This is a genomic window from Mucilaginibacter myungsuensis, assembly GCF_015222005.1.
Taxonomy (GTDB): Bacteria; Bacteroidota; Bacteroidia; order Sphingobacteriales; family Sphingobacteriaceae; genus Mucilaginibacter; species Mucilaginibacter myungsuensis.
In genome coordinates this window covers 660,626-682,023 of the sequence record NZ_JADFFL010000001.1, presented here as the reverse complement: position 1 = coordinate 682,023, position 21,398 = coordinate 660,626, and the positions used below count along the sequence as shown (strand labels likewise).

Sequence of the window (21,398 nt, the reverse complement as noted above, 5' to 3'; positions counted from 1 at the left end):
ATCGTAAATTATTCTTCATGTAAGGCCACGGCTGGGTAAACTGCCGCCGCTTGCTTGCCCGGATATAGGGAGCATACCAATACCAGTAGGTAAATAAAAACGATGGCAGATAACATCGCCTTTACATACACGATCGCCGGCAGATCGAACACATGCAGCAACGGAAATTGCACTGCAAAAAATGTCCCGACAACGAGCGAGAGCGTGGTCAGTACCAAAGCCTCATATACCAATTGTTGAGACACTCCATTGCCGGTAGCTCCCACGGCCCGGCGCAGACCTATCTCGCCGCGTCGCTTATTAATATTGTACCAAAGTACGCCAAATATACCTAAAGCCACATTAATGATCAGGAAGCCGGCTACAATAGACATGATGATCAGCGGAACCACGGTAAATTTGTTGTACGCCGTCAGTTTGTTATCCAAATGCTCTATCTCAATGTTAGACTTGCGGAGCGTATTGGCCATTAACTTATACAATTTGCCCTCAAAATCAGCACCACTGCCGGGGGCTACTTTTACCAATATTTTGCCCATCCATTTGTAAGCAGCGGTATCGTGCAGGTTATATCTACCGTAAGATAACTTTTGATAATCGCCTTCTTGTTTAATGCTGTTTACTACGCCAATGATCTTGACCGGGTCTTTGCCTTCGGCATTACCAAATGTTTTGCCTATAGCATCCTCCTTACCGAACATCTTTTCTTTGAGGAATTGATTGATCACCACTATCTTCCCTCGCTGCGCAGCATCGGCTTTGTTATACCAGCGGCCCGAAGCCATAGTAGCGCCTGTAACTTTTAAAAAGTTTTGGTCAACATCGTAACCATTAATGTAATAGATCACTTCGTCCTTATATTTTAATCCCCCGCTCATGTGGTTGGTGCTAAATGGGATATTGTTGCTATGGTAGCCGGCATCGATCACCTGGGGCATGGCTTTAATGTTATTGAGCAGGTTCTCATACACCATTGTTACCGAGTCGGCGCTCTTGGTATCAAGGGTGTGGTTATAGCTTATAGCCCAAACCTGCTTATAGTTTATGCCCATGGGCGTTGCGTAGTTGCTGTAAGCATTCAGCCCGTAACTGAATACCCCAAAGATGACCATGAACGACAGCAATATCTCTACTATCAGCAGGGAATTTTGCTTCTTTTTGTTCCAGATCATTTTAAATATATGCTTTATCATGATGAGTTTATCTTAGTGATGAATAGAGTTGTTGTTAAGCTTTTAAAGCCTTTACAATATTGAGTTTGGACATCCGCCAGGCCGGGTAAACACCCGATACCAGCCCGAAGACCAGGCAAGCCAACATGGCATAACCCAACACCGTAAAGTTGACGGTAAGATCAAGATTTGCTATAAAATTAGCCGAATTGATGTAGTATAGCACCAGCACAGTTAACACGATACCTATTGCCCCGCCGAAGAAAGTTAGGATAAGATTTTCGACAATGAATTGGTACACCAAGGTTTTTGATGAAGCACCGAACGCCTTACGCACACCTATCTCTGACGAGCGCTCCATAATGCGTGTGACATTGATATTTACCAGATTAAGAGTAGGCAGCAACATCACAAATAACGCGAACAGGGTAACGGTAAGTATGGCGTATAGCATACCCGACCTTTCTTCGTTGCCGCTGCGTACATAACCTTGCAGGTAGGTATCGGCGTGACCATTAATGCGATCAAATTGCTTATCGGGCATCGTTAATTTGGCTATCATATCGGCATACTCTTTTTGCATTTTAGGCACATCGGCAGCATCCTTAGCCAATAGGATGGCATTAAAGTTACCCATGTACCAATCTTTATTGGTATTAAACTTTGTTTTAGATGTAGTGATAGGCAGGTAAATGTTCGAGTAAAATAAATAGGAGATCACCGGCAGGTCTTTTACTACGCCACATACGCGATACTTCACGTTATCGGCTTCGATGTATTTGCCAATAACGGGACTATTACCATCGCCAAAATATTCTTTCTTTAACGCTTCGGTTATCACGGCAACGTGTTCGGCATTGTCCACCTGTTGTTTGGTTATGGCTTTACCTTCAATAAATTCAAACTCCAAGATATCCCAAAATGCAGCGTTGGTGTATTTATAATCTATGACAACCTTACGGTTGTTCACATAAGTATTTGTTGATTCGTAACGGGTTGATATACCGATATTGACAGGCGTTTTTAACTTGCTTACATATTCGTTGATAAAGTAATAGCTTAAGCTGCTCGAGTTCATCGACTCTTTACCGCGCAACTCCAGCTTGTTGGCATAAAGCGAGCGGTTGCGTTTACGGTCGGGGTAAGTATCATTCACGGCCTTATCAATAAAGGCGGCCAGTACCAGCAATATCGTCAGCGTGAAGCTGATTCCGAACAGACTGATGAACGTAAAGAATTTACGCCTTTTCAGTACTGCTATGGCTATTTTAAAGTAGTTCTTTAACATGTTTTATAGTTTTAGGTTAATGAATTATTGAACCTGCGATCCATCGAATAACCTTACCAACCGATGCGTTTTGTGGGCCATATTCTCATCGTGCGTAACCATCACAATGGTTGTTCCCTCGTTACGGTTCAGGTTGATCAGGATGTCCATTACCTCATTACCCATGGCGCTATCCAAATTACCGGTAGGCTCATCGGCCAAAATGATGGACGGGTTACCTACAATAGCCCGCGCAATAGCTACCCTTTGGCGCTGACCGCCCGATAATTGAGTTGGGAAGTGTTTCATCCGATTACTCAGACCTACTTTTTCCAGGGCCTCGCTGGCCAATGCTTTGCGCTCTTTGGCCGTCGAATCACGATAGAGGAGGGGCAACTCTACATTGTCCAGCACCTGCAGATCATTGATGAGGTGATAGCTTTGGAAGATAAAGCCCAACTTGCTATTGCGGAATTGCGCCAACTGCTTGTCGCTGAATTTGTCGATAGTTTGATCGGCAATATTGATCGTGCCGCCGCTAGGGTTATCCAGCAGGCCCATGATATTTAGCAAGGTACTTTTGCCGCAACCTGATGGACCCATGATCGACAGGAATTCGCCTTTGGCAACGTCAAGGTTAATGCTATTGAGCGCCAGCGTTTCTACGGTGCTGGTACGGTAAACTTTTTGGATGTTTTGTAATTTTATCATTGTCGGTAAGTGTTGTAAGTCAGTGTTTTAAAATGCGTTATTGTTGGTTATTAAATTTTTGGATAGCTATTTATAATTGATCTTTTCTTTCTTTTCAAAATCGTAAAGGGATAGATAACGCAGCTGATAGTAAGCGCCCCACAGGTCGCGTAAGGATGAGATATGGTCACGCTTGGCCTGGTCGTTCTGGGTGAAGGCGATGCTGAGGTCGGTGATACTAAGGTCGCCTAAAATGTAGCGCTCTTTGGCTATCTTATATTTTTCGGACGCGATCTCGTCGGCCTTACCCGTGAGCGACAATTGGCCCCGCATCATATTGAATAGTGTTACTTGTGTAACTATCTCTTGCTGAAATATCTGTTTGTCCTGCTCTACAGCATAGTTCACAAATTGCTCATTAGCCTCGGCCGTTTTGGTGCGCGATTTAGATCGGCCCCAATCCAACACAGGTATCGAGAACTGCAACTGCACCAACTGTTGCTGTTGCGGCGACCGGTATATGTCCGGAATATTGGTAGCCGTGTTGCTAAAGCCCAGGTTGGCCTGTAAGGCGGCCACTAAGCCGCTCTGGCCTTTAGCTTTGGCTACATCACGCTTTGCCTCGGCAACTCGGCGTATAAATGCTGTGGCTTGCGATCGGTTCTCTAAGGCTTCGCTCAGTACTTTGTCTGATGAGATGGTCATCTCGTTCACACCCGCCGGTACATCTAACACGATCCTGTCCGCGCCTTCCATACCAACATAGCTACGGAGGGTAAGGGTGGCTATCTCCATATCTCTCAATGCCGTCCCTAATGCTTTGCGCGAGTTCAATTCTTCAAGTTCCAGTTGCAATATCTCATTTTTAGATACCTTGCCTAACTCAAATTTAAGTTTGGCAATACCCATAATACGTTGGGTGTTATTCAAATTGGTCTGTGCTATTTTATGGTTGACCTGAGCTAACAGCAGATCAAAAAAGTACCCGGTCACGTTGATGGCGATCTTTTCCTGAGCCTCGATAAAAGCCTGCGTACTTTCTTTATACTTCAGTGGCTCTATCTTTTTATCCCATTTCAATTGATTGTACTGGAACAGCGGCTGACTAAATCCAATGCTATAAGGCTGGCCATTATAAAGCACATTATTACGGTCAAAATCGCTGAACCGTTGCAACTGCGAATTACCGTAGATGGTACCGCCGGTAGCGCTGATACTCTGACTAAAATTCAACTCCAATGATGAGTTATCGTTGTGTATCGGCTGGAACAGGATAGTACCGTTGGGCTGCATGACCTGCGAGTAGGTCTTGCTATAACCCGGCAAAATGCCGCTCAACGCCAATTGTGGTTGATAGTTGGATTTAAAGGTACGCCATTCCCAGTATTTGGTTTCGCGTGTAGTGACCGCTTGCTTTTCGGCAATGGAGTTTTGCTTGGCCAACTCCACAGCTTGTAGCAGGCTCAGTTTAATGCTGTCAGTCTGTGCAAGGGCGGGCATTGATATACCACCCAATGTCGCTATAAGCAAACTTAATTTGATCGATATTTTTATCCCCGCCCTCATTAGTCCTTGATGCTTAATTGTTTGGAGTTCTTGTATTCAGACATATTGGTGGTGATCACTACATCGCCGGGTTTCAGGCCGTCCAGTATCTCGACGTTATCAAAATTGGTCAGCCCGATGTGGACGGTACGGCGCTCTGCCTTGTCTTTGTTAACTACAAAAACATCCTGGGTTGCCGGGCCCTTAAATGCGGGTCCGTTAGCTACAACGGTCACTTTGTTGTGCGATGCTGTTACCACGTAAACATCCACCTTCATATTGGGGCGCAGTGCTTTATTATTGCGGATATCCAGCTGGATATCAAATGAAACTATTCCGTTTTGTACCGATGGAGATACGTTGGCCACATGCCCCCGCATAATGGTATCGCCAATGCGTACGATCACCGGCAGGCTGCTATGTAATTGATCAGCATATTCATCAGACATCGTTCCAGCCACTTTAAAACTGCCCAGATCGGCAATTCGGGCCAGTGTTTGCCCCACGGTGATAGGTGCGCCGATATTCTTGTTCACGTAGGTGATCACACCATTGCGGGTGGCTACTATGCTGGCCAGATCAAGTTTGCGTTTAAGTTCGTTCAGGTCGCTGCGTTGGATCTTGGCGGCAATTTCGGCCTCGTGGATCTCTATCTGCATGGTCTGTTGCTTGCTTTTGATCTCGTTCTCTAACTGTTTCTTTTCCAGTTGGGCTACTTTCAAGTTCAGTTCGGCTTGTTCGATGCCCTCGCGGGTACCACCGCCGGCTTTGAAGAGGCGCTTAGCATTCTCCACGGCGTCGGCCAGGCTGCTGATGCGGAGCTGTTTGATGTCATTGTTAGATTTGATATCATAGAAACTTTTATTAACGTCCAGTTTTAGTTTCGCTATCTCATTCTCCTTGGTTTCCAGTTGGAACTTCAACTTCTCGTATTCCGTCTCGGTAGCGGCCTTGTCCAGTGTGATGATAGATTGGCCCGGTTTAACGTTACTGCCGGCATCCATCAGCGCGCTTTTGATAGACGCGTTGATGGGGCTGGTCAGTATCTCCTCAAACTCGGGCAGCACCTCGCCCGATGCATTAAGGGTGTTCTCTATATTGCCTGTAGTAACGGTAGCGGTGGTAATATCAGCGCGGCTAACAGATGGGTTTAGCCAAACGCGTAAGGCCCAGATCAGGGCCGCCAGTACTATAACTGCGACTATGATGATGTATATATTCTTCTTCTTTTTCTGAAGGATGACCTCTTGGGGTATAGCTTTATCCATGCAAGTAATTTTGCATATCCTTTTGCAAGCGCTGTGCCAAAGTTAAGATATTGATAATTAGATATTTGTAATATTTTTCTTTTTGAAATATGATCGATATCGGACAAAATATCCGATATCGCCTGATCTGGGGAAGTTCGCGCCCTTGGCCTGCGCAATGTTTAGTGGAAAGAATTGCTATATTGCCTATCCAAAAGATCACAAGATCTTACAGTCGCCGATGGGGCGACGATCTATAAAATATGTTATCCCCGCTCCATATTTACTCCCTTAACGAAAGCGCTGTTACCATCAAATTCGGTGATATCATCAGCGAGGATATCCTGGCCGTCGTGACCGCTTACGACCAATATTTGAACGCCAAACCGTTCCAGGGGATGACCGCTACTGTACCCGCTTATGCCAGCCTCAGTGTGTTTTATGATCCCCTGAAAGTGATCGAAAGTGATCTGGTAGGGGTCGATGCATTCGAGCGGGTCCAACAATATCTTTCGGCTATTAAGATCGATAACAACACGGCCTCTGGTAGCAAAAGCGATATCATCACCATACCCGTATGCTATGGCGGCGACCTTGGCCCTGACCTGAACGATGTCGCGATGTTGCATGATCTGAGTACCTACGAGGTGATCAAACTTCACACCCAAGCTATCTGCACCGTTTACATGATCGGTTTTGTGCCGGGCTTTGCCTACATGGGTGGCATGAACAAACGCCTGGCATCGCCGCGTAAAAGTACACCACGTAAAGCCGTACCGGCAGGGGCGGTAGGCATAGCCGGCGAACAGACCGGCATTTATCCACTGCAAACACCCGGCGGTTGGCAGCTGATCGGGCAAACACCGCTGAAAATGTTCGATGCATCGCGCAAGCAACCATCTTTATTAAAAGCGGGGGATAGGGTGCAATTCAAGTCGGTATCGATAGAAGAATTTAACCAACTGAAGGGCGGCAATTGATGCGGATAACTTTTATTAAGCCGGGTTTGTTGACCACCGTTCAGGATCTTGGGCGGCATGGGTATTTATCACAAGCAGTGCCTGTTTCGGGCGTAATGGATACGTTATCTGCCCGATTGGCAAATATCGCGATCGGCAATGACGAGAATGCCGCTGTGCTTGAGTTTACTTATTCCGGTGCGACATTTCGTGCCGACGATGATATGCTGATCGCCTATTCAGGCGAGGGCGCTTGCTTAAGCATCAACAATAAAATATTACCATCAGACAGGCCGGTATTTATCCCGCAAAACTCAGTGGTCAAGTCAACGGGGAATGCTTTAGGTATCAGGACTTACTTAGCTGTTGCCGGCGGTTGGGATGTGCCAGAAGTGCTTGGTAGTCGCAGTACTTATCTGCCTGCCGCATTTGGTGGTTTGCAGGGGCGGGCTATTCACGCGGGTGATGTGTTGAATGCCTGTGAACCTTCAGAATTGAATTTGAAGATATTTGAGAGTTTAGTATCAAGCAAAGTTCACCATCAGCCTTGGCTGGTTGGAAAAGGACTCCTTTCTAAAGCACAACGCAGCGTGATCCGCATTATGCCCGCTGCCGAATTTAGATGGTTCAGCGGCAGTTCCATAGCTGATCTGCTAACCGAACCATTCACTATCGGATTGGAAAGCGACCGCATGGGTTATCATATGGAAGGGAGGAAAATTCAACGCGTCAGACATGACGAATTGTTGTCGACAGCCGTTGCGCCCGGGACTATTCAGGTGACCGGTAACGGCAGCATGATCTTACTGATGGCCGACTGCCAAACCACAGGTGGGTATCCCCGTATTGCCCAGGTTGCTGCGGTAGATCTGCCTTTATGCTCCCAGTTAAAACCCGGCGATGCGGTATATTTTGAAGCGATTAGTCGTATAGAGGCTGAAATGCTGTATATTGAACGGGAATACCTGTTAAAAGAGATCGCCGCATCTGTGCGGGCTAAATTTTTATAATACATTATGCAAAGCATCGATCTGAATTGCGACATGGGCGAGGCCTTTGGCAATTACCCAATGCCTAATGATGAGTTACTGATGGATCATATTACATCGGCCAATATTGCCTGCGGTTTCCATGCCGGGGATCCTGATGTGATGCAGCGTACGGTGGCTATGGCCGTTAAAAAAGGCGTGGCCATCGGCGCTCATCCAGGTCTGCCCGATCTGCAAGGTTTTGGCCGGCGAGAAATGAAGATCGGTGCTAAAGAAGCATATCAGATCACTCTTTATCAAATAGGTGCTTTAAGTGGCTTCGTAAATGCGGCTCATGGCAAATTAGCTCACGTGAAGCCGCATGGCGCCTTGTATAATATGGCGGCTAAAGATGTCGGTTTAGCTAAAGCCATTGCCGAAGCCGTACACGACTTTGACCCATCGCTGGTCCTATATGGCTTGGCCAACAGCGAAATGATCACCTGGGCCAAACAACTTGGCTTGAAGACCGCATCCGAAGTTTTTGCCGACCGCACCTATCAGGACGATGGCTCGCTAACTCCCCGCAAACAAGCCAATGCCCTGATCACGGATGAGGCTGTATCGCTAAAGCAAGTACTGATGATGGTCAAACAGCAACAGGTAATATCGACCAATAACAAAACCGTTCCGCTCACTGCAGAAACACTTTGCTTGCATGGCGATGGCGCACAGGCTGTTGAATTTGCCGCCCTTATTAGAAAAAAACTAAAAAGCGAGGGTATCATCATTAAAGCTCCCGGTAACCCATGACCAAAAAACAAAATTGGAGCGTATTGATCGGGGCGGCTTTCCTGATGGCATCGTCAGCGATCGGTCCGGGCTTTCTCACACAAACCGCAGTTTTTACCGAGCAGTTAGGTGCAAGCTTTGGCTTTGTGATACTGCTTTCGATAGTGTTGGACGCGATTGCGCAACTGAACGTTTGGCGGATCATTACCGTTGCCGATAAACCTGCGCAAGATATCGCTAACGCCGTTTTTCCGGGACTTGGTTACTTCATTTCTTTCCTGGTCTTTCTTGGTGGGATGGCTTTTAATATCGGCAACATTGCCGGTGCGGGGCTTGGCCTCAATGTGCTGTTAGGCATCAGTGTAGGGCAGGGGGCTATGATCAGTTCGGTAGTGGCTATTGGGATCTTTATCTACAAAGAATCTGGCAAGGCGATGGACATGTTCGCCAAGGTAATGGGATGCCTCAAAATATTTTTGGCCTGCTATGTGGCCTACATCAGTGCGCCGCCTATGGCTGAGGCGGCTTTGCGGTCCGTTAACCCAAGTCAGTTCAGTTTTACGGCGGTGCTGACTATTGTCGGTGGTACGGTCGGTGGTTACATCACTTTTGCGGGGGCGCACCGTTTGCTGGATGCAAGGATAGTTGGGGAGCAGAACCTGCCCGTTGTTAACCAGGGCGCACTGAGTGCGATAGGTTTAGCGTCGGTAATGCGTTTGCTGTTATTCTTAGCGGCCTTGGGTGTCATTACCAACTTTGGCAAGTTAGATCCGGCCAACCCCGCCGCATCGGTATTTCAATTAGCGGCCGGGCAGGTAGGATATAAGTTATTCGGGGTGATCATTTGGGCAGCGGGGATATCCTCGGTAGTTGGTTCGGCGTACACGTCCATATCTTTTATCCGCACATTCCATCCTTTTATCCAGCGTTTTAACCGCGAGGTTATTGTTGGGTTTATCCTGGTATCCTGTGCTATATTTTTGGCTATCGGTAAACCGGTGAAGATCTTACTGGCCGTTGGCGCTATCAATGGTTTTATATTACCGATAGCCCTTGGGGTAATGCTGATCGGTGCCTATAGGGTTAAGATCATTGCATCATACAAACAACCTTTATGGCTCACCTTGCTGGGCGTAGCCGTTGTTGTTACTATGGCCTGGATGAGTGTGGGGGTTATTATTCAAATGTTGAGTCCTGTTCTATGAAGATATTCAATACCTGTGTTTTTTTATTATTGACCGCCGCAACAGTGGTCGGGCAGCAAAAACGGATACCTGTTGTGCCCGGTGTATCGTTAGAGTTGGCCAAATATCGGCACGCCAACATTAGCGATATCCAGTATACGCTTGATCTGGTGGTCCCGGCAAGTAAGGAGGCCAAGATCACCGGCATCGAGAATATCGCCTTTAAGCTGAACGATGTAGACCAGCCTTTGCAATTAGATTTTAAGCAAGGCGCCGGGAATGTTGAAGTTATTACGGCTAATCGTTATAAAGTACCGGTTGTGCTTAAGAATGAGCACTTAGTGATCGATACGCGTTTCCTGCAAAAGGGAGATAACGAGATCGTGATTCGTTTTACTCCGGGAAACGCATCTCTAAATCGCAACGCGGAATACCTATACGCGCTTTTTGTACCTGATCGGGCGCGTACCGTCTTCCCATGCTTTGATCAGCCAGACCTAAAAGCCAAATTTTTATTAAGTGTGCAAGTCCCGAAGGGCTGGAAAGCATTAGCAAATGGCACCCTGAAAGAATCGGTAGGCGATGATCTATATGTTTTTAATAAGTCGGATAAACTCCCTACTTATCTTTTCTCGTTCACCGCGGGCAAATACACTTCTGTTGCCAAAGACGTTGCGGGCAAACAAGCTGAGTTTTTGTACCGGGAAACGGATGCTGAAAAGATCCGTCTAAGCGTCGATTCAATATTCCGTGCTCACAACGATGCGGTAAAGTTTTTGGAGGATTGGACGGGCATCCCTTTCCCATTCCAAAAGATAGGTTTTGTGTCTATACCTGACTTTCAGTTCGGTGGGATGGAGCACCCTGGTGTAGTGCATTACAAGGCATCGTCGTTGTTTTTGGATGCCGGTGCTACAAAAGATCAGCTGATCGCGCGAGCTAACCTGATATCCCACGAGACGGCCCACATGTGGTTCGGTGATCTGGTGACGATGAAATGGTTTAACGACGTGTGGATGAAAGAGGTCTTTGCCAATTTTATGGCCGATAAGGTGACCGAAAAAGTAATGGGAGCAGAGACCTTTAAACTCAAATTCCTGATCGATCATTACCCGGCCGCTTATGGCGTGGATCGTACAGCAGGCGCTAATCCCATCCGTCAACAATTGGACAATTTGCAGGACGCCGGGTCGATGTATGGGAATATCATTTACCACAAAGCACCGATCATGATGCGTCAGTTGGAGTTGCTGATGGGCAAGGATAATTTCCAAACCGGTGTGCGTGAGTATCTTAAAAAATACTCGTACAGCAACGCTACCTGGAATGATCTGATAACCATCCTTGGCAAGCATACCACTAAAGACCTGAATACCTGGAACAAAGTCTGGGTGAACCAACCCGGCAGACCGGTGTTCGACTATAAAATGGCCTACAGCAACGGCAAGATAACCGACCTGACCATCACCCAACGGGCCGAACGAGGCCTGCCGCGCCTATGGCCCCAAAAATTCGCCGTTACGCTGATCTATGCCGATCATAACGAGAACATCAGCGCAGACATAAAGACGGCGAGTTTAAAACTGACAGCTGCCGTAGGTAAAGCCGTGCCTGTTAGTATCTTATTCAATTCGGACGAGATGGGTTACGGACTATTTCCCGCTGATACAAAAGACCTGAAAACCGTGCTGAAATTGAGCGACCCGCTCCAACGCGCGTCGGCCTATATCAATATGTACGAGAACATGTTAGCTGGTCGCTATTTTAAACCGACCGAGTTGCTGGCTCTCTTCAGCGTAGGGCTACGTACCGAGCAAAATGAATTGAATTTGAGGTTGATAGCGGGCTATTTATCCAATATCTATTGGCAGTTTATCCCTACGGCCCAACGTAAAGAGACGGTCGCCGGCTTGGAGCAAATGGTTTGGGACGCGATGTCTGTACAAACAACCGCCAATACTAAAAAGATCTTGTTTAACACTTATCAGAACATTTACGGAACACCTGAGGCAGGTAAACGCATCTACACCATCTGGAAAGACCAAAAAGCACCTGAAGGCATCAAGCTTTTCGAAGACGATTATACAGGGATTGCGCTGACCATCGCTCTAAAAAGTGATTCCGTAACCTCAGTTATCAAACAACAGCAAGCCCGTATCAGCAACCCTGAACGCAAAGCACGTTTGGACTTTTTGATGCCCGCCTTATCTAACGATCCTGCTGAGCGCGACAAGTTCTTTATCAGCTTGAAAGAACGCAAGAACCGCGAAAAGGAGGCTTGGGTATCTACCGGTTTAAGCTACACCAACCATCCATTGAGACAAGCCTCAGCCCGTAAACACCTGACCGAAAGTTTGGCAATGGTAGAAGAGATACAACGCACCGGCGATATCTTTTTCCCCCAATCGTGGTTGGCAGCGATATTTGGCAATTATCAAAATGTAACTAACTACAAGGTGGTTACAGAATTTTTAAAAGCACACCCCCAATACAACCCCAAACTGAAGGATAAGATATTGCAGACCACGGATAACCTATATCGTGCAAGCAAATTAACTGGCAAGTAACGGGCAGGTAGCGCTGGTCTATTCAGTGCTGCCTGCTATGCCCCATTTTTGGTTTGGTGTTGGCCCCATTTGCAAGATCAGCGAGCCGCCTTTCAGTAATTCTGATGCCCGGAACTTGAACGAATTTAATGGTTTACCATTAAGCATAGCGCTTTGTACATACATATTGTTCCGCGATGCGTCCTTAGCCTCGATCGTGAATTTTTTACCACGACCAAAACGCTGGCCAAGGTCTATCTCTATTTTTTGGTACAACGGGCTTGCTATCTCGTAAACGGGGTTGGCACTTGTGCCGCCATCGGTCTGGAAAAGGCCTAAAGCCGCCATGACCAGCCATGCGCTCATTTGGCCTTGGTCTTCGTCGCCAAGCCAGGCATTGGATACGCCGAAGCCGTAAAAACGCTCGATAATGGAGCGGCTCCATTTTTGGGTAGACCATGGCTTACCGGCCCAATTGAACAGGAAGGCGAAGTGCATACTCTGCTGGTTACCCTGAACTACGGGGTAATCCCAGTACTGATCATTCATACCATTATAACGCCAAGGTTCACTTTGAGAAAATCCCCATTCCAACCTGTCAGTGAACTTTTTCTTGCCGATCATCCTGATCAGTGATGGCACATCCTGCGGTACAAAAAAGGTCAGTTGCCAGGCGTTGCCTTCTACATAATGCTCGTTAGCCCCGCTACGGAACGGGTCAAAATTCTTCACCCATTCGCCGTTGCTTAATTTCATGTGGCTGTACCCTGCCGTGTCTATCGCATTCTTCCACCAGTAACCACGGTCGTTGTATTTATTGTAAACGTCGGTCTTTCCCAGCGATTTAGCCAATTGTCCTACCGTCCAGTCATCGTACGAATACTCCATCGAGTTAGAGAAACGACCGCTGTCCGACGGTACATAGTGATGTTTAAGATACTGTTTCAGATCACGGTTACCTGCAAATCCTTTAAATACTTTTTGGGCAGGGGTGGTCTGCATTTTTTGTGCGGCTTCCAACACTAAATTAGCATCGAACCCCCTGATACCCATTTGATAAGCTGATACCATTTGCGGTATCTCGTGCTCGGCCACCATTACGGGTACATAGTTCATCCCGGCAGGGCCTTTGGCCAGCCAGCCATAAGCTTTATACATAGCCAATTGCGAGTTTACCCATCGTTGGCTCCACTCTGGGGTAACCAAATTCCAAACCTGGTTCAGGTTCCAGAAAGTGTTCCAAAAGGCATCGCAACCAAGGGCAAGGTCATCTTTGCCGGCCAGTTGTTGGGTCTTGCCATCGGTGCCGACCCATTGGCCGTTCACATCACTGAAGGTGTTTCGGCTACTGGCGCGGTACATCGCATTATAGAAACGGCGCTTTTCCAGTCGGTTATTGGATGTGATCTTAACTCGGTTGAATATCTCATTCCAGGCGTTCACCTGGTTCTGTTGGATCTTCTCAAAACTCCAACCGAACGGTGTGCTGATCTCGGTCTTCAAATTCAGGTCGGCATTGGCTAAACTTACAAATGAGATGCCCGAACGTACCTGAACTACAGGATTTTGCTTCGCGTCGAAATTGAGATATACACCCGCGTTGCGGATGTCTTTAGCCTCATAAGTGTCGCCATCAACCAACTTATTATTGATCCATCCGCCAATGCTTTTGATCGGTTTATCCACCTCTATCACAAAGTACAAATGATAGTCCTGATCGGCATCATTACTCCATATCCCGCCCGAGAATTGGTGCGTATAACCCTCTATACGGTAATCGCTTACCTTTTTTAGTTTGATCTCTTTTAGGTTGTAATCATATTCGGCGGGTATGTGCAGGTCCACTAATACACGGGCGCTGTCGCGGTCTTTTGGGAAAGTGAAACGCTCAAAACCACAACGCGTTGTGGCCGTCACTTCAGCCTTAATATCGTAATCGGTCAGTTGTACTTTGTAGGCTCCTATAGGGGCTTCCTCGGTCTTTTTGTCGATAGTCGAACGATAGCCTGATCCCGGCTTTAATTCGTCGCCAATATTGGCCTTTAGCTTACCGTTGGATGCGAATATCCCTAATCCACCCATGGTCCACTCGTGGATATGGCTGAAGGTGCCAACACTCTCAAAAGATGGTTCGTAACCTGCTTGCCAGCCTGGGTTCTGGTTGTCCGGACTCATCTTTACCATACTAAAAGGCATCCACGGCCCCGGTGCTATCATCCAGCGGGAGTGACCTGTACCGATGCGGGTATCTACGTAATTAGCAAGGGTTTGCAACTTTTGTTTGCCGCGTTCAACTGTACCTTCGGTAATGGGTTTGCCGTTCTCTAATATCCGGTAACGGCTTGTTTTTGTGGTTGCTACGGCCGGCATCGGTGCCTCGAAGTCGTAATTGCCTTTTTCTACTGCGTTTTTAAATATGATCTTGCCATCCAACTCAACACTGATGGTCGGTTTGCCTTTAACATGTTCTGTATTAATAAGTAACGGTTGTGTGCGGATGCCATTATTTAGTAACTCATAATCAGCAGGTTTAATATCACGCACAAACAATTGCCCCGCTTGCGTAGCCAGCGTAGCATTTCCCTGTAGGCTAACCTCATCAAACATGATCCATGATCCTTGCAATACCGTAATGCTTACTGTATTGCCGCCTTTGCGGATAATGCCTTTATTGATATTGATGGTCAGTGTTTTAGCTGTGGATCTGCTTAGGTCGCCTTTTAAGGCTGCCGAATCGATGGTTGGCTCGTTAGTGCGCGGATGTGGCTGTTTAGCAAGGTCGTAGCCTTGTGCATCAAGCTGGATCTTTTCGTCCTGACCGTTGATGCTAACCTTTAATAGCGGTAAGAATTTCTTAGCATGGTCGGCCAGTTTGATCACCAGTTTGTAGTCGCCATTGGCGGCTAACTCCTTAACATCGAACAAGATACTTTGCTGACTGATCCGCCATCCCGACGTTGGCCAGGTACCTCCCCAAGTATCCGCCGGACCAGGCAGCACGTAGGGGAAGTCTTTTTTAAGATCCGAATGTCCGATCAGGAAGAACTTGTCCTCGTACCCAAAGTCGCTGGCTACGAACTTCTTGTAACCGTTAGGTGCAAGGGCGAACTCGTTGGCCGAGCCGTCGGCTTTACCGACGCTCCAAACGGTGCTTTGCGAATAGGAGGGCAGTGTGCCACCTGCAAGCAGGCCGGCGATCATGATCAATTTCTTCATGCTGATGTATCAGGGCTAATATTGGTAACCAAACTTACTAATAAAATCAATATGTACAAATGTACATACATATTAAACTTATAGATCTATTTATTCTCCAGCGCCCACGCCCGTAGCTGCGTTATTGCGTCATAAAGCACACCGGCTTCGCCACGAAAATCGCCCGAGCCTTTGGGGGCGCCATTGCGTACATCGTACCACTCGTAAAAGCCTTTGTTCTTGATCACGCGGGCTATCATCGGTTGCATTTCGGTGTAAGCCTCGTTAGGTAAGTTGTTCTGTATCAGTGCCTGTATCATGCGCCCGCCGAACCAGGTCCAGTCGCCGCCGTTTTGATAGTTATAAGGTGCCATATTGGGGAACTGCTCAGCAGGGTAGGGTGGGTACACGGTCATGCCAATGGTAGCATGCTGCTCTTTGGCTACCATATCCAGCATCTGTTGGTTGATGGCCTTGATCTCTTTCTTTTTGTGTAGACCGGCCAATATAGCACAGGTAGATCCGCCCTGATAAAGTATCTCCCGCTCCTTAAACGTGTCCGGGAAGGGGCTGCCGTTCAGGTAGATATGCGGGATGTATTTCTTGGCCTTGGCGTCCCAAAGATGCTTTCGGATGTTCTTTTTCAGCAGCTTGGCTTCGATCTCCCACATGCGATAGTCTTTGGTCATGGCCAGATAGTCCTGTACGGCTGATAGAAACATGGCATTGTCGTAAATATCTATCGCCCACTTAGTTTTGTCGTTTATGGCCACGCCCCAGCCGGTCTCGGCCTGCACATCGCCCCAGTCAATGGTGGTGGCACCGGTCACCAGTCCGTACTTATCCGACCATCGCTCTTTGCGCACGTATTTCAGTGCGCTTTCCAACCTTTCGGCAACGGTGCGGTCGCCGATCTTTTCCTGTAGAATGGTTCTATCTCCGGTAGCATCCACATACTTTTTAACCGCCTGTATCAGAGATGATTCCTGATCGGTCTCTACCGTGTTTTTATGGATGGCCCAGCCCGGCGCCAGGTCCGAGTACAGGTATTTGTAGCCTACGTTAGCTTTCTCTTTAGGGATAGCCCCGTCGGGGATGTTACCATCGGCTCCCTGTATCTTAAAGAACAGTAGCAGAGCGTCTTTAACATCCTGCTGGCTACGGGCCTTTAACGAACCTTTGATGAACGTATTGAAGTCGCGTATCCAGATCTCGCCGTAGGATGTACCGGCTGTAAAGCCCGTCAGTAAGCGTAACGCTCTGGCTTGCACAGTGTCCATATCCCTGTCGGCCAGTATCTGTTTAGCCAGTTCTTTTTTGGATGTTTGCGCAATAGCGTGACTGGTAACCAGGCAGGCGGCGGCTATTAATAAACCCGATCTTAAAAGCTGTTTCATGATGGTAATTGGTGTGGCCTGCAAGATAGAGAACCCGATCGTAAATCGATATGTATGTACATACTTTAATTGCGAAATTATTTGCAGATCGGCTCGCGACCTAAGTTCAAACCAAGCGAAAACGTGTTTGAAATAAGGCCGTTTTTTATGCTTATTTTGATGTTTGAAATGCCAAAATAGCTTCTTTTTTTTGTTTTGAAATTTGTATATTTGTAATGATGCCGATGCCATGTGTCGGCGTATTGCTCTCTCTCAAAAAAACATCAAGATCTCTATCATGAAATTCCGTTTCGCTGCTATCGCATTTTTGTTGCCGGCGTTTGCCATGGCTCAAACTTCAAACTTTTCTATCACCGGCCAGATCGGTAAAATAGGTCAACCCGCCAAGGTCTATATCGATTATTCGGACAATGGCAAAAATCACGAGGATTCGTGCGTGGTGGTCGACGGTAAATTCACCTTTAAAGGTAATGTGAGCGGGGTGACCACCTCGCGCATGTCTTTTGATCATCAGGGTAAGGGTAAGCCGCATTCTATCTATGCGCCTAACGCCGACGTGGTTTACATCTATTTTGGTAAAGAGAACGTGAGCTTTATCTCTAAAGACTCGCTGGCTAACGCGCAGGTGCTGGGTTCTAAGATTTATAACGAGTTTCAGGCCTACAATGCCCAGATCGGCGGCACTATTATGGCGCTCACTAAGGCGGTAAACCAGGAATTCCAAAGTGCAAGTCCTGAGATGCAAAAGGATACCACTTTCCAGAAAGCGGTGGATGCCCGTTTCCTTCGTAATATCAAACGCAGGGAGGAAAAGCAATTTGAATTTGCTAAGGCTAATCCTAATTCATACTTCGCACTGGTGGCTTTGTCAGAGTCGGCCGGTACCAAGGTGGATGTTGCCAGGGTAGAGCCGGTCTACAAAGCGCTTAATGCCGACCTGCGTAATACCGATATGGGCAAAGAACTGGCTATGCGCATTACCGCCACTACTATAACGGCTGTAGGTCAGCAAGCTCCGCAGTTCACTCAAAATGATGTTAACGGCAAACCGCTATCGTTGGCCAGCCTGAAAGGTAAATATGTGTTGGTAGAATTTTGGGCCAGCTGGTGCGGCCCTTGTCGCGCCGGTAATCCTAACCTGGTAGAGCAGTACAAATTGTACAAGGACAAAGGTTTCGAGATACTGTCGGTATCGCTTGACAATAACAAACAAGCCTGGGTCGATGCTATTAAGAAGGATGGCCTGCCATGGCTGCACGTGTCCGACCTGAAATATTGGAATAATGACGTTGCCCGCCTGTATGGTGTCCGCGCTGTACCTGCCAGCTTTTTGCTGGATAAGGACGGGAAAGTGATCGGCAACACGTTGCGCGATGAGAGCTTGAACGCTAAATTGGCGGAGATATTTAAGAATTAGAAGTTTTGGGCGAACGATCGGGGTTTCCTGTCCAGGGGGCGGCTGCTTAATATTTCGCTTAGAAGATCTGTGGATAACCAAGTATCAAGGGCTTTGTAAGTAGACAAACTGGTCGATATTTGGAAAGTTTCCTTAGCGTCTCATTTTATTGAAGATCTTCATGGACAGAAGATCTCGTACCAATTTGTTGTTTTGAGCTTAGTTAACGGACTTTATTGATAATTTTGGCGTATTTTCACACTACAAAATAAATGACTGCAGATGGTGTCTTTGACCGACTATAACAAAATAAATAGGTCTTTCTCTAATAAATACGTTTTCAATTTTGGATCTGAAGGTGGCTTTTATTCGGAGTTCAACAATATGGTGTTCGGGATAATTTATTGTTTAAAGTACCACCATCGATTTATCCTATATACCGGCGATTCGAAATTTACGATACAAAACGGCTGGAACGATCTTTTCGAACCTTTTGTAGAAACGGTAGATTCTGCATTTCATAAACGTTTTAATAAAAGAATGGTCGCGCCAAGATCCAAGTTAAGGCATTATCCGCGCAGGTTATTATTTAAGCTTTTCAATAAAAACACAAAGCTCACGTATGAACTGTTTGATCGGTTTTTTAATAAAGATTTCGAAAAAGAGCATTTCGACTTCCCAGAATTAGATCTGAGAGGAAATTTGCGGGATGTTTCGCGCGGCATCGTGGAAATGATCTACCGTTTCAATGAGCCAACAAAACGTGAAATAGATTCGATCATTGAGCAGTTAAATTTGCCCTCGAGATATGTGTCGATCCATGTGAGAAGAGGTGATAAGGACACGGAGTTCGAGTTTGTATCCGCAAGCAGCTATATGAGGAAACTTATTGAATTAAGCGAAGTTAAAGATGTCTTTATCTTGACCGACGATCACCGTGTTGTTGACGATCTGCGGAGAGAGTTTGAACAATTCAATTTTTATTTTTTAGTTAAACCTAACGAAAGAGGCTATGTGCATGCTGAATTCATTCGGCGATCCCCGGAAGAAAGGAAAGCTGGCCTGGTTAAATTATTTGCGTCTGTAGAAATTATGCGAAGATCTGAACTGGCGATAAGCACATTTACAACTAATCCCGGACTGTTTTTGGGCATGGCGATGCCAACAGACCGGTTTGTGAGTATGCAAAAAGCATCCTGGTATCCGTTTGAAAATGATGACGTATCAGCGCAAATGGTTAAATAACAGTTAGCGATGCCCCGACCATTAGCTGACAGACAAGAGAAACTATAACAATAGCCTAAACCATTATGTGTAAAAACCTGATCATACTATTCCTCTCGGCATTCCTATCTATCACAACCTTCGCCCAAAAGTCCGCCAAACCAGCCAACGCTTTTGAAGGTCTGGTCAAACAAGCTATCGCAAAAGCCTACCCGGCATCGGTGTTGATGTGGGAGATAGATGCCGCTACCGGCAACCGCATGAGTGCGCAATTTAGCGGGGTAGTGGTCACCAAGGAAGGCTTCGTACTGAGCGCCGCCCACGTGGTACGGAATGATCATAGCTATCAGGTCATGTTCCCGGATGGCAAAGTAGCCACGGCTAAGGGCTTAGGCCGTATCGCTTTCCCGCCCGATAATATGGTGCCGGATGCCGCTATGCTGAAGCTGAATGGTGATGGTCCCTGGCCTTTTGCGCCAATGGGGAGTTCATATGGTTTGCTGGTCGGTCAGCCTTGCATCAGCATTGCTTATCCCGAAACGGTAGAGCAACGCAAACCTAACGTGCGACTGGGCGAAATAAAAGTGCTGAAGAACGAGTACGGCTTTATCGAGTCGAGCTGTTTGATGGAACCCGGTGATTCGGGTGGCCCACTGTTTGATCTGGATGGTAAGGTGATCGGTATCCACAGTGGTATCCGAGAGTCGGAGCAGGTGAATTATGAAGTGCCTGTGGATACTTACCGTAAATTTTGGAATGCACTTACCAAACCGGCCGACTATACTTCGTTACCAAAAGATAGCATATTGTTAGATGCGTTAGCAAACAGCAAGAGCGGTCCGGGCATCGCTTTAAAAAAGGATGAGGTCAAACAATTTGGCAAAGCAGACCGCAATACCATCCGCACTTGCGTTACCATTAGCAGTACACTTGACGGCCGGATGCAAACCGTGATCGGTACGTTGATCGCACAAGATGGCTTGCCTGGCAAAAAGGATCCCAAGTCAACTTTAATTATCAGCAAGAACTCGATGGTGGGAACGGATGCGGAAATTTCGCTCGCCAAAGGCGGTTGGCAAGAATTTGGGCTGAAGCGCCCCGGTTTGCAAGTGATAGCCCGCGATAAAAAGCATGATCTGGTATTGCTGAAGCTTTCTGCCCGGATGGGTGAGGAAGCTGTTTCGTTGAAACATGCAAAGGCTGACAGCATCGCCCCTTTGGAATTGGGGACTTTGCTGTTATCACAGGTTAATGGTACTGCGGTTTGGGGCGCACTGGGCAGTCAGTATATTACGCTGCCACCTAAAAGTAGCTATGGCTACATCGGCGCGGCTACAGGCTTAAAGGGTGATAAATTGGTTTTCACTATCGTACAGCCCAATAGCGCTGCCGCCGATGCGGGTATAAAAGTGGGCGACGCGGTTGTGCAGATAGGCAACACAAAACCCGAAGACGAACTGGACTTTGTAAAGGCTTTGACGGGCAAAATGGCCGGCGATACTGTGACCATTAATACTATTGCCGATGGTAAACCTGTACAACGTACCGTAATTTTAAAATACCCTCCCCAACGCAAAAGCAACCACCCGGCCGAACATTTTGCCGGTGGCAAAAGCATCCGCAGGGATGGCTTCAAAGATGTATTCATTCAGGATGCCATCATCAAACCCGAACAATGCGGCAGCCCGGTGTTTGATCTTAAGGGCAATTTTATGGGGATCAATATCGCAAGGTTGAGCCGGACGAGTACGGTGGTGGTACCGGCGGCGGCATTGAGGAAGTTTGTGATTGATAACCTGACCAAGTAATATTTTAG

Annotated in this window: 15 protein-coding genes; 8 read left to right on the top strand and 7 right to left on the bottom strand. The window is 47.0% G+C overall.

What is annotated here, in order from left to right:
• Positions 1 to 8: 8 nt before the first annotated feature.
• The 5 genes from IRJ16_RS02855 to IRJ16_RS02835 all read right to left on the bottom strand — a co-directional run bounded on the left by IRJ16_RS02855 (position 9) and on the right by IRJ16_RS02835 (position 5,942).
• Complete coding sequence (locus tag IRJ16_RS02855; RefSeq protein WP_194110000.1) at positions 9 to 1,193, bottom strand: ABC transporter permease; 1,185 nt, start codon at positions 1,191 to 1,193, stop codon at positions 9 to 11.
• Between the two features lie 34 nt (positions 1,194 to 1,227).
• On the bottom strand, positions 1,228 to 2,460 hold the full coding sequence (locus tag IRJ16_RS02850) for an ABC transporter permease (protein ID WP_194109999.1): 1,233 nt from the start codon (positions 2,458 to 2,460) through the stop codon (positions 1,228 to 1,230).
• A 24-nt stretch (positions 2,461 to 2,484) separates the two neighbouring features.
• Positions 2,485 to 3,150 (bottom strand): ABC transporter ATP-binding protein, encoded by a 666-nt coding sequence (locus IRJ16_RS02845; protein WP_194109998.1) that lies wholly within the window; start codon positions 3,148 to 3,150, stop codon positions 2,485 to 2,487.
• Between the two features lie 66 nt (positions 3,151 to 3,216).
• Positions 3,217 to 4,629 (bottom strand): TolC family protein, encoded by a 1,413-nt coding sequence (locus IRJ16_RS02840; RefSeq protein WP_194109997.1) that lies wholly within the window; start codon positions 4,627 to 4,629, stop codon positions 3,217 to 3,219.
• A gap of 65 nt (positions 4,630 to 4,694) precedes the next feature.
• Positions 4,695 to 5,942 (bottom strand): efflux RND transporter periplasmic adaptor subunit, encoded by a 1,248-nt coding sequence (locus tag IRJ16_RS02835; RefSeq protein ID WP_194109996.1) that lies wholly within the window; start codon positions 5,940 to 5,942, stop codon positions 4,695 to 4,697.
• A gap of 242 nt (positions 5,943 to 6,184) precedes the next feature.
• Between IRJ16_RS02835 and pxpB the strand changes: the two genes are divergently transcribed.
• Genes pxpB through IRJ16_RS02810 form a run of 5 tightly spaced genes read left to right on the top strand, consistent with a single transcriptional unit; the run spans position 6,185 to position 12,391 of the window.
• A complete protein-coding gene (gene pxpB, locus IRJ16_RS02830) occupies positions 6,185 to 6,901 on the top strand; it encodes a 5-oxoprolinase subunit PxpB (RefSeq protein WP_194109995.1) in 717 nt (238 codons plus the stop codon).
• A complete protein-coding gene (locus tag IRJ16_RS02825) occupies positions 6,901 to 7,890 on the top strand; it encodes a 5-oxoprolinase subunit C family protein (protein WP_194109994.1) in 990 nt (329 codons plus the stop codon). Before pxpB ends, IRJ16_RS02825 begins: the two co-directional genes overlap by 1 nt.
• A 6-nt stretch (positions 7,891 to 7,896) precedes the next feature.
• A complete protein-coding gene (locus IRJ16_RS02820; RefSeq protein WP_194109993.1) occupies positions 7,897 to 8,661 on the top strand; it encodes a LamB/YcsF family protein in 765 nt (254 codons plus the stop codon).
• A complete protein-coding gene (locus tag IRJ16_RS02815; RefSeq protein WP_194109992.1) occupies positions 8,658 to 9,845 on the top strand; it encodes an NRAMP family divalent metal transporter in 1,188 nt (395 codons plus the stop codon). Before IRJ16_RS02820 ends, IRJ16_RS02815 begins: the two co-directional genes overlap by 4 nt.
• A complete protein-coding gene (locus tag IRJ16_RS02810) occupies positions 9,842 to 12,391 on the top strand; it encodes a M1 family metallopeptidase (protein ID WP_194109991.1) in 2,550 nt (849 codons plus the stop codon). Before IRJ16_RS02815 ends, IRJ16_RS02810 begins: the two co-directional genes overlap by 4 nt.
• 18 nt (positions 12,392 to 12,409) lie before the next feature.
• Here IRJ16_RS02810 and IRJ16_RS02805 read toward each other — a convergent pair whose 3' ends face one another.
• Positions 12,410 to 15,586: a GH92 family glycosyl hydrolase gene (locus IRJ16_RS02805; RefSeq protein WP_194109990.1), complete on the bottom strand. Its 3,177-nt coding sequence runs from the start codon at positions 15,584 to 15,586 to the stop codon at positions 12,410 to 12,412.
• 86 nt (positions 15,587 to 15,672) lie between these two features.
• Positions 15,673 to 16,962: a glucosidase family protein gene (locus IRJ16_RS02800; RefSeq protein WP_194109989.1), complete on the bottom strand. Its 1,290-nt coding sequence runs from the start codon at positions 16,960 to 16,962 to the stop codon at positions 15,673 to 15,675.
• A gap of 277 nt (positions 16,963 to 17,239) precedes the next feature.
• Between IRJ16_RS02800 and IRJ16_RS02795 the strand changes: the two genes are divergently transcribed.
• The 3 genes from IRJ16_RS02795 to IRJ16_RS02785 all read left to right on the top strand — a co-directional run bounded on the left by IRJ16_RS02795 (position 17,240) and on the right by IRJ16_RS02785 (position 21,390).
• On the top strand, positions 17,240 to 18,379 hold the full coding sequence (locus tag IRJ16_RS02795) for a TlpA disulfide reductase family protein (protein ID WP_194109988.1): 1,140 nt from the start codon (positions 17,240 to 17,242) through the stop codon (positions 18,377 to 18,379).
• 363 nt (positions 18,380 to 18,742) lie between these two features.
• The gene (locus IRJ16_RS02790; protein ID WP_194109987.1) at positions 18,743 to 19,603 is read left to right on the top strand and encodes an O-fucosyltransferase family protein; all 861 of its coding nucleotides are present in this window, start codon (positions 18,743 to 18,745) and stop codon (positions 19,601 to 19,603) included.
• Between the two features lie 65 nt (positions 19,604 to 19,668).
• On the top strand, positions 19,669 to 21,390 hold the full coding sequence (locus IRJ16_RS02785) for a trypsin-like peptidase domain-containing protein (protein WP_194109986.1): 1,722 nt from the start codon (positions 19,669 to 19,671) through the stop codon (positions 21,388 to 21,390).
• Positions 21,391 to 21,398 lie beyond the last annotated feature (8 nt).

Excerpts from the sequence above, each read along its gene's own strand:
- IRJ16_RS02855 (WP_194110000.1), bottom strand. The coding sequence starts at position 1,193 with ATGATAAAGCATATATTTAAAATGATCTGGAACAAAAAGAAGCAAAAT.
- IRJ16_RS02850 (WP_194109999.1), bottom strand. The coding sequence starts at position 2,460 with ATGTTAAAGAACTACTTTAAAATAGCCATAGCAGTACTGAAAAGGCGT.
- IRJ16_RS02845 (WP_194109998.1), bottom strand. The coding sequence starts at position 3,150 with ATGATAAAATTACAAAACATCCAAAAAGTTTACCGTACCAGCACCGTA.
- IRJ16_RS02840 (WP_194109997.1), bottom strand. The coding sequence starts at position 4,629 with ATGCCCGCCCTTGCACAGACTGACAGCATTAAACTGAGCCTGCTACAA.
- IRJ16_RS02835 (WP_194109996.1), bottom strand. The coding sequence starts at position 5,942 with ATGGATAAAGCTATACCCCAAGAGGTCATCCTTCAGAAAAAGAAGAAG.
- pxpB (WP_194109995.1), top strand. The coding sequence starts at position 6,185 with ATGTTATCCCCGCTCCATATTTACTCCCTTAACGAAAGCGCTGTTACC.
- IRJ16_RS02825 (WP_194109994.1), top strand. The coding sequence starts at position 6,901 with ATGCGGATAACTTTTATTAAGCCGGGTTTGTTGACCACCGTTCAGGAT.
- IRJ16_RS02820 (WP_194109993.1), top strand. The coding sequence starts at position 7,897 with ATGCAAAGCATCGATCTGAATTGCGACATGGGCGAGGCCTTTGGCAAT.
- IRJ16_RS02815 (WP_194109992.1), top strand. The coding sequence starts at position 8,658 with ATGACCAAAAAACAAAATTGGAGCGTATTGATCGGGGCGGCTTTCCTG.
- IRJ16_RS02810 (WP_194109991.1), top strand. The coding sequence starts at position 9,842 with ATGAAGATATTCAATACCTGTGTTTTTTTATTATTGACCGCCGCAACA.
- IRJ16_RS02805 (WP_194109990.1), bottom strand. The coding sequence starts at position 15,586 with ATGAAGAAATTGATCATGATCGCCGGCCTGCTTGCAGGTGGCACACTG.
- IRJ16_RS02800 (WP_194109989.1), bottom strand. The coding sequence starts at position 16,962 with ATGAAACAGCTTTTAAGATCGGGTTTATTAATAGCCGCCGCCTGCCTG.
- IRJ16_RS02795 (WP_194109988.1), top strand. The coding sequence starts at position 17,240 with ATGAAATTCCGTTTCGCTGCTATCGCATTTTTGTTGCCGGCGTTTGCC.
- IRJ16_RS02790 (WP_194109987.1), top strand. The coding sequence starts at position 18,743 with ATGGTGTTCGGGATAATTTATTGTTTAAAGTACCACCATCGATTTATC.
- IRJ16_RS02785 (WP_194109986.1), top strand. The coding sequence starts at position 19,669 with ATGTGTAAAAACCTGATCATACTATTCCTCTCGGCATTCCTATCTATC.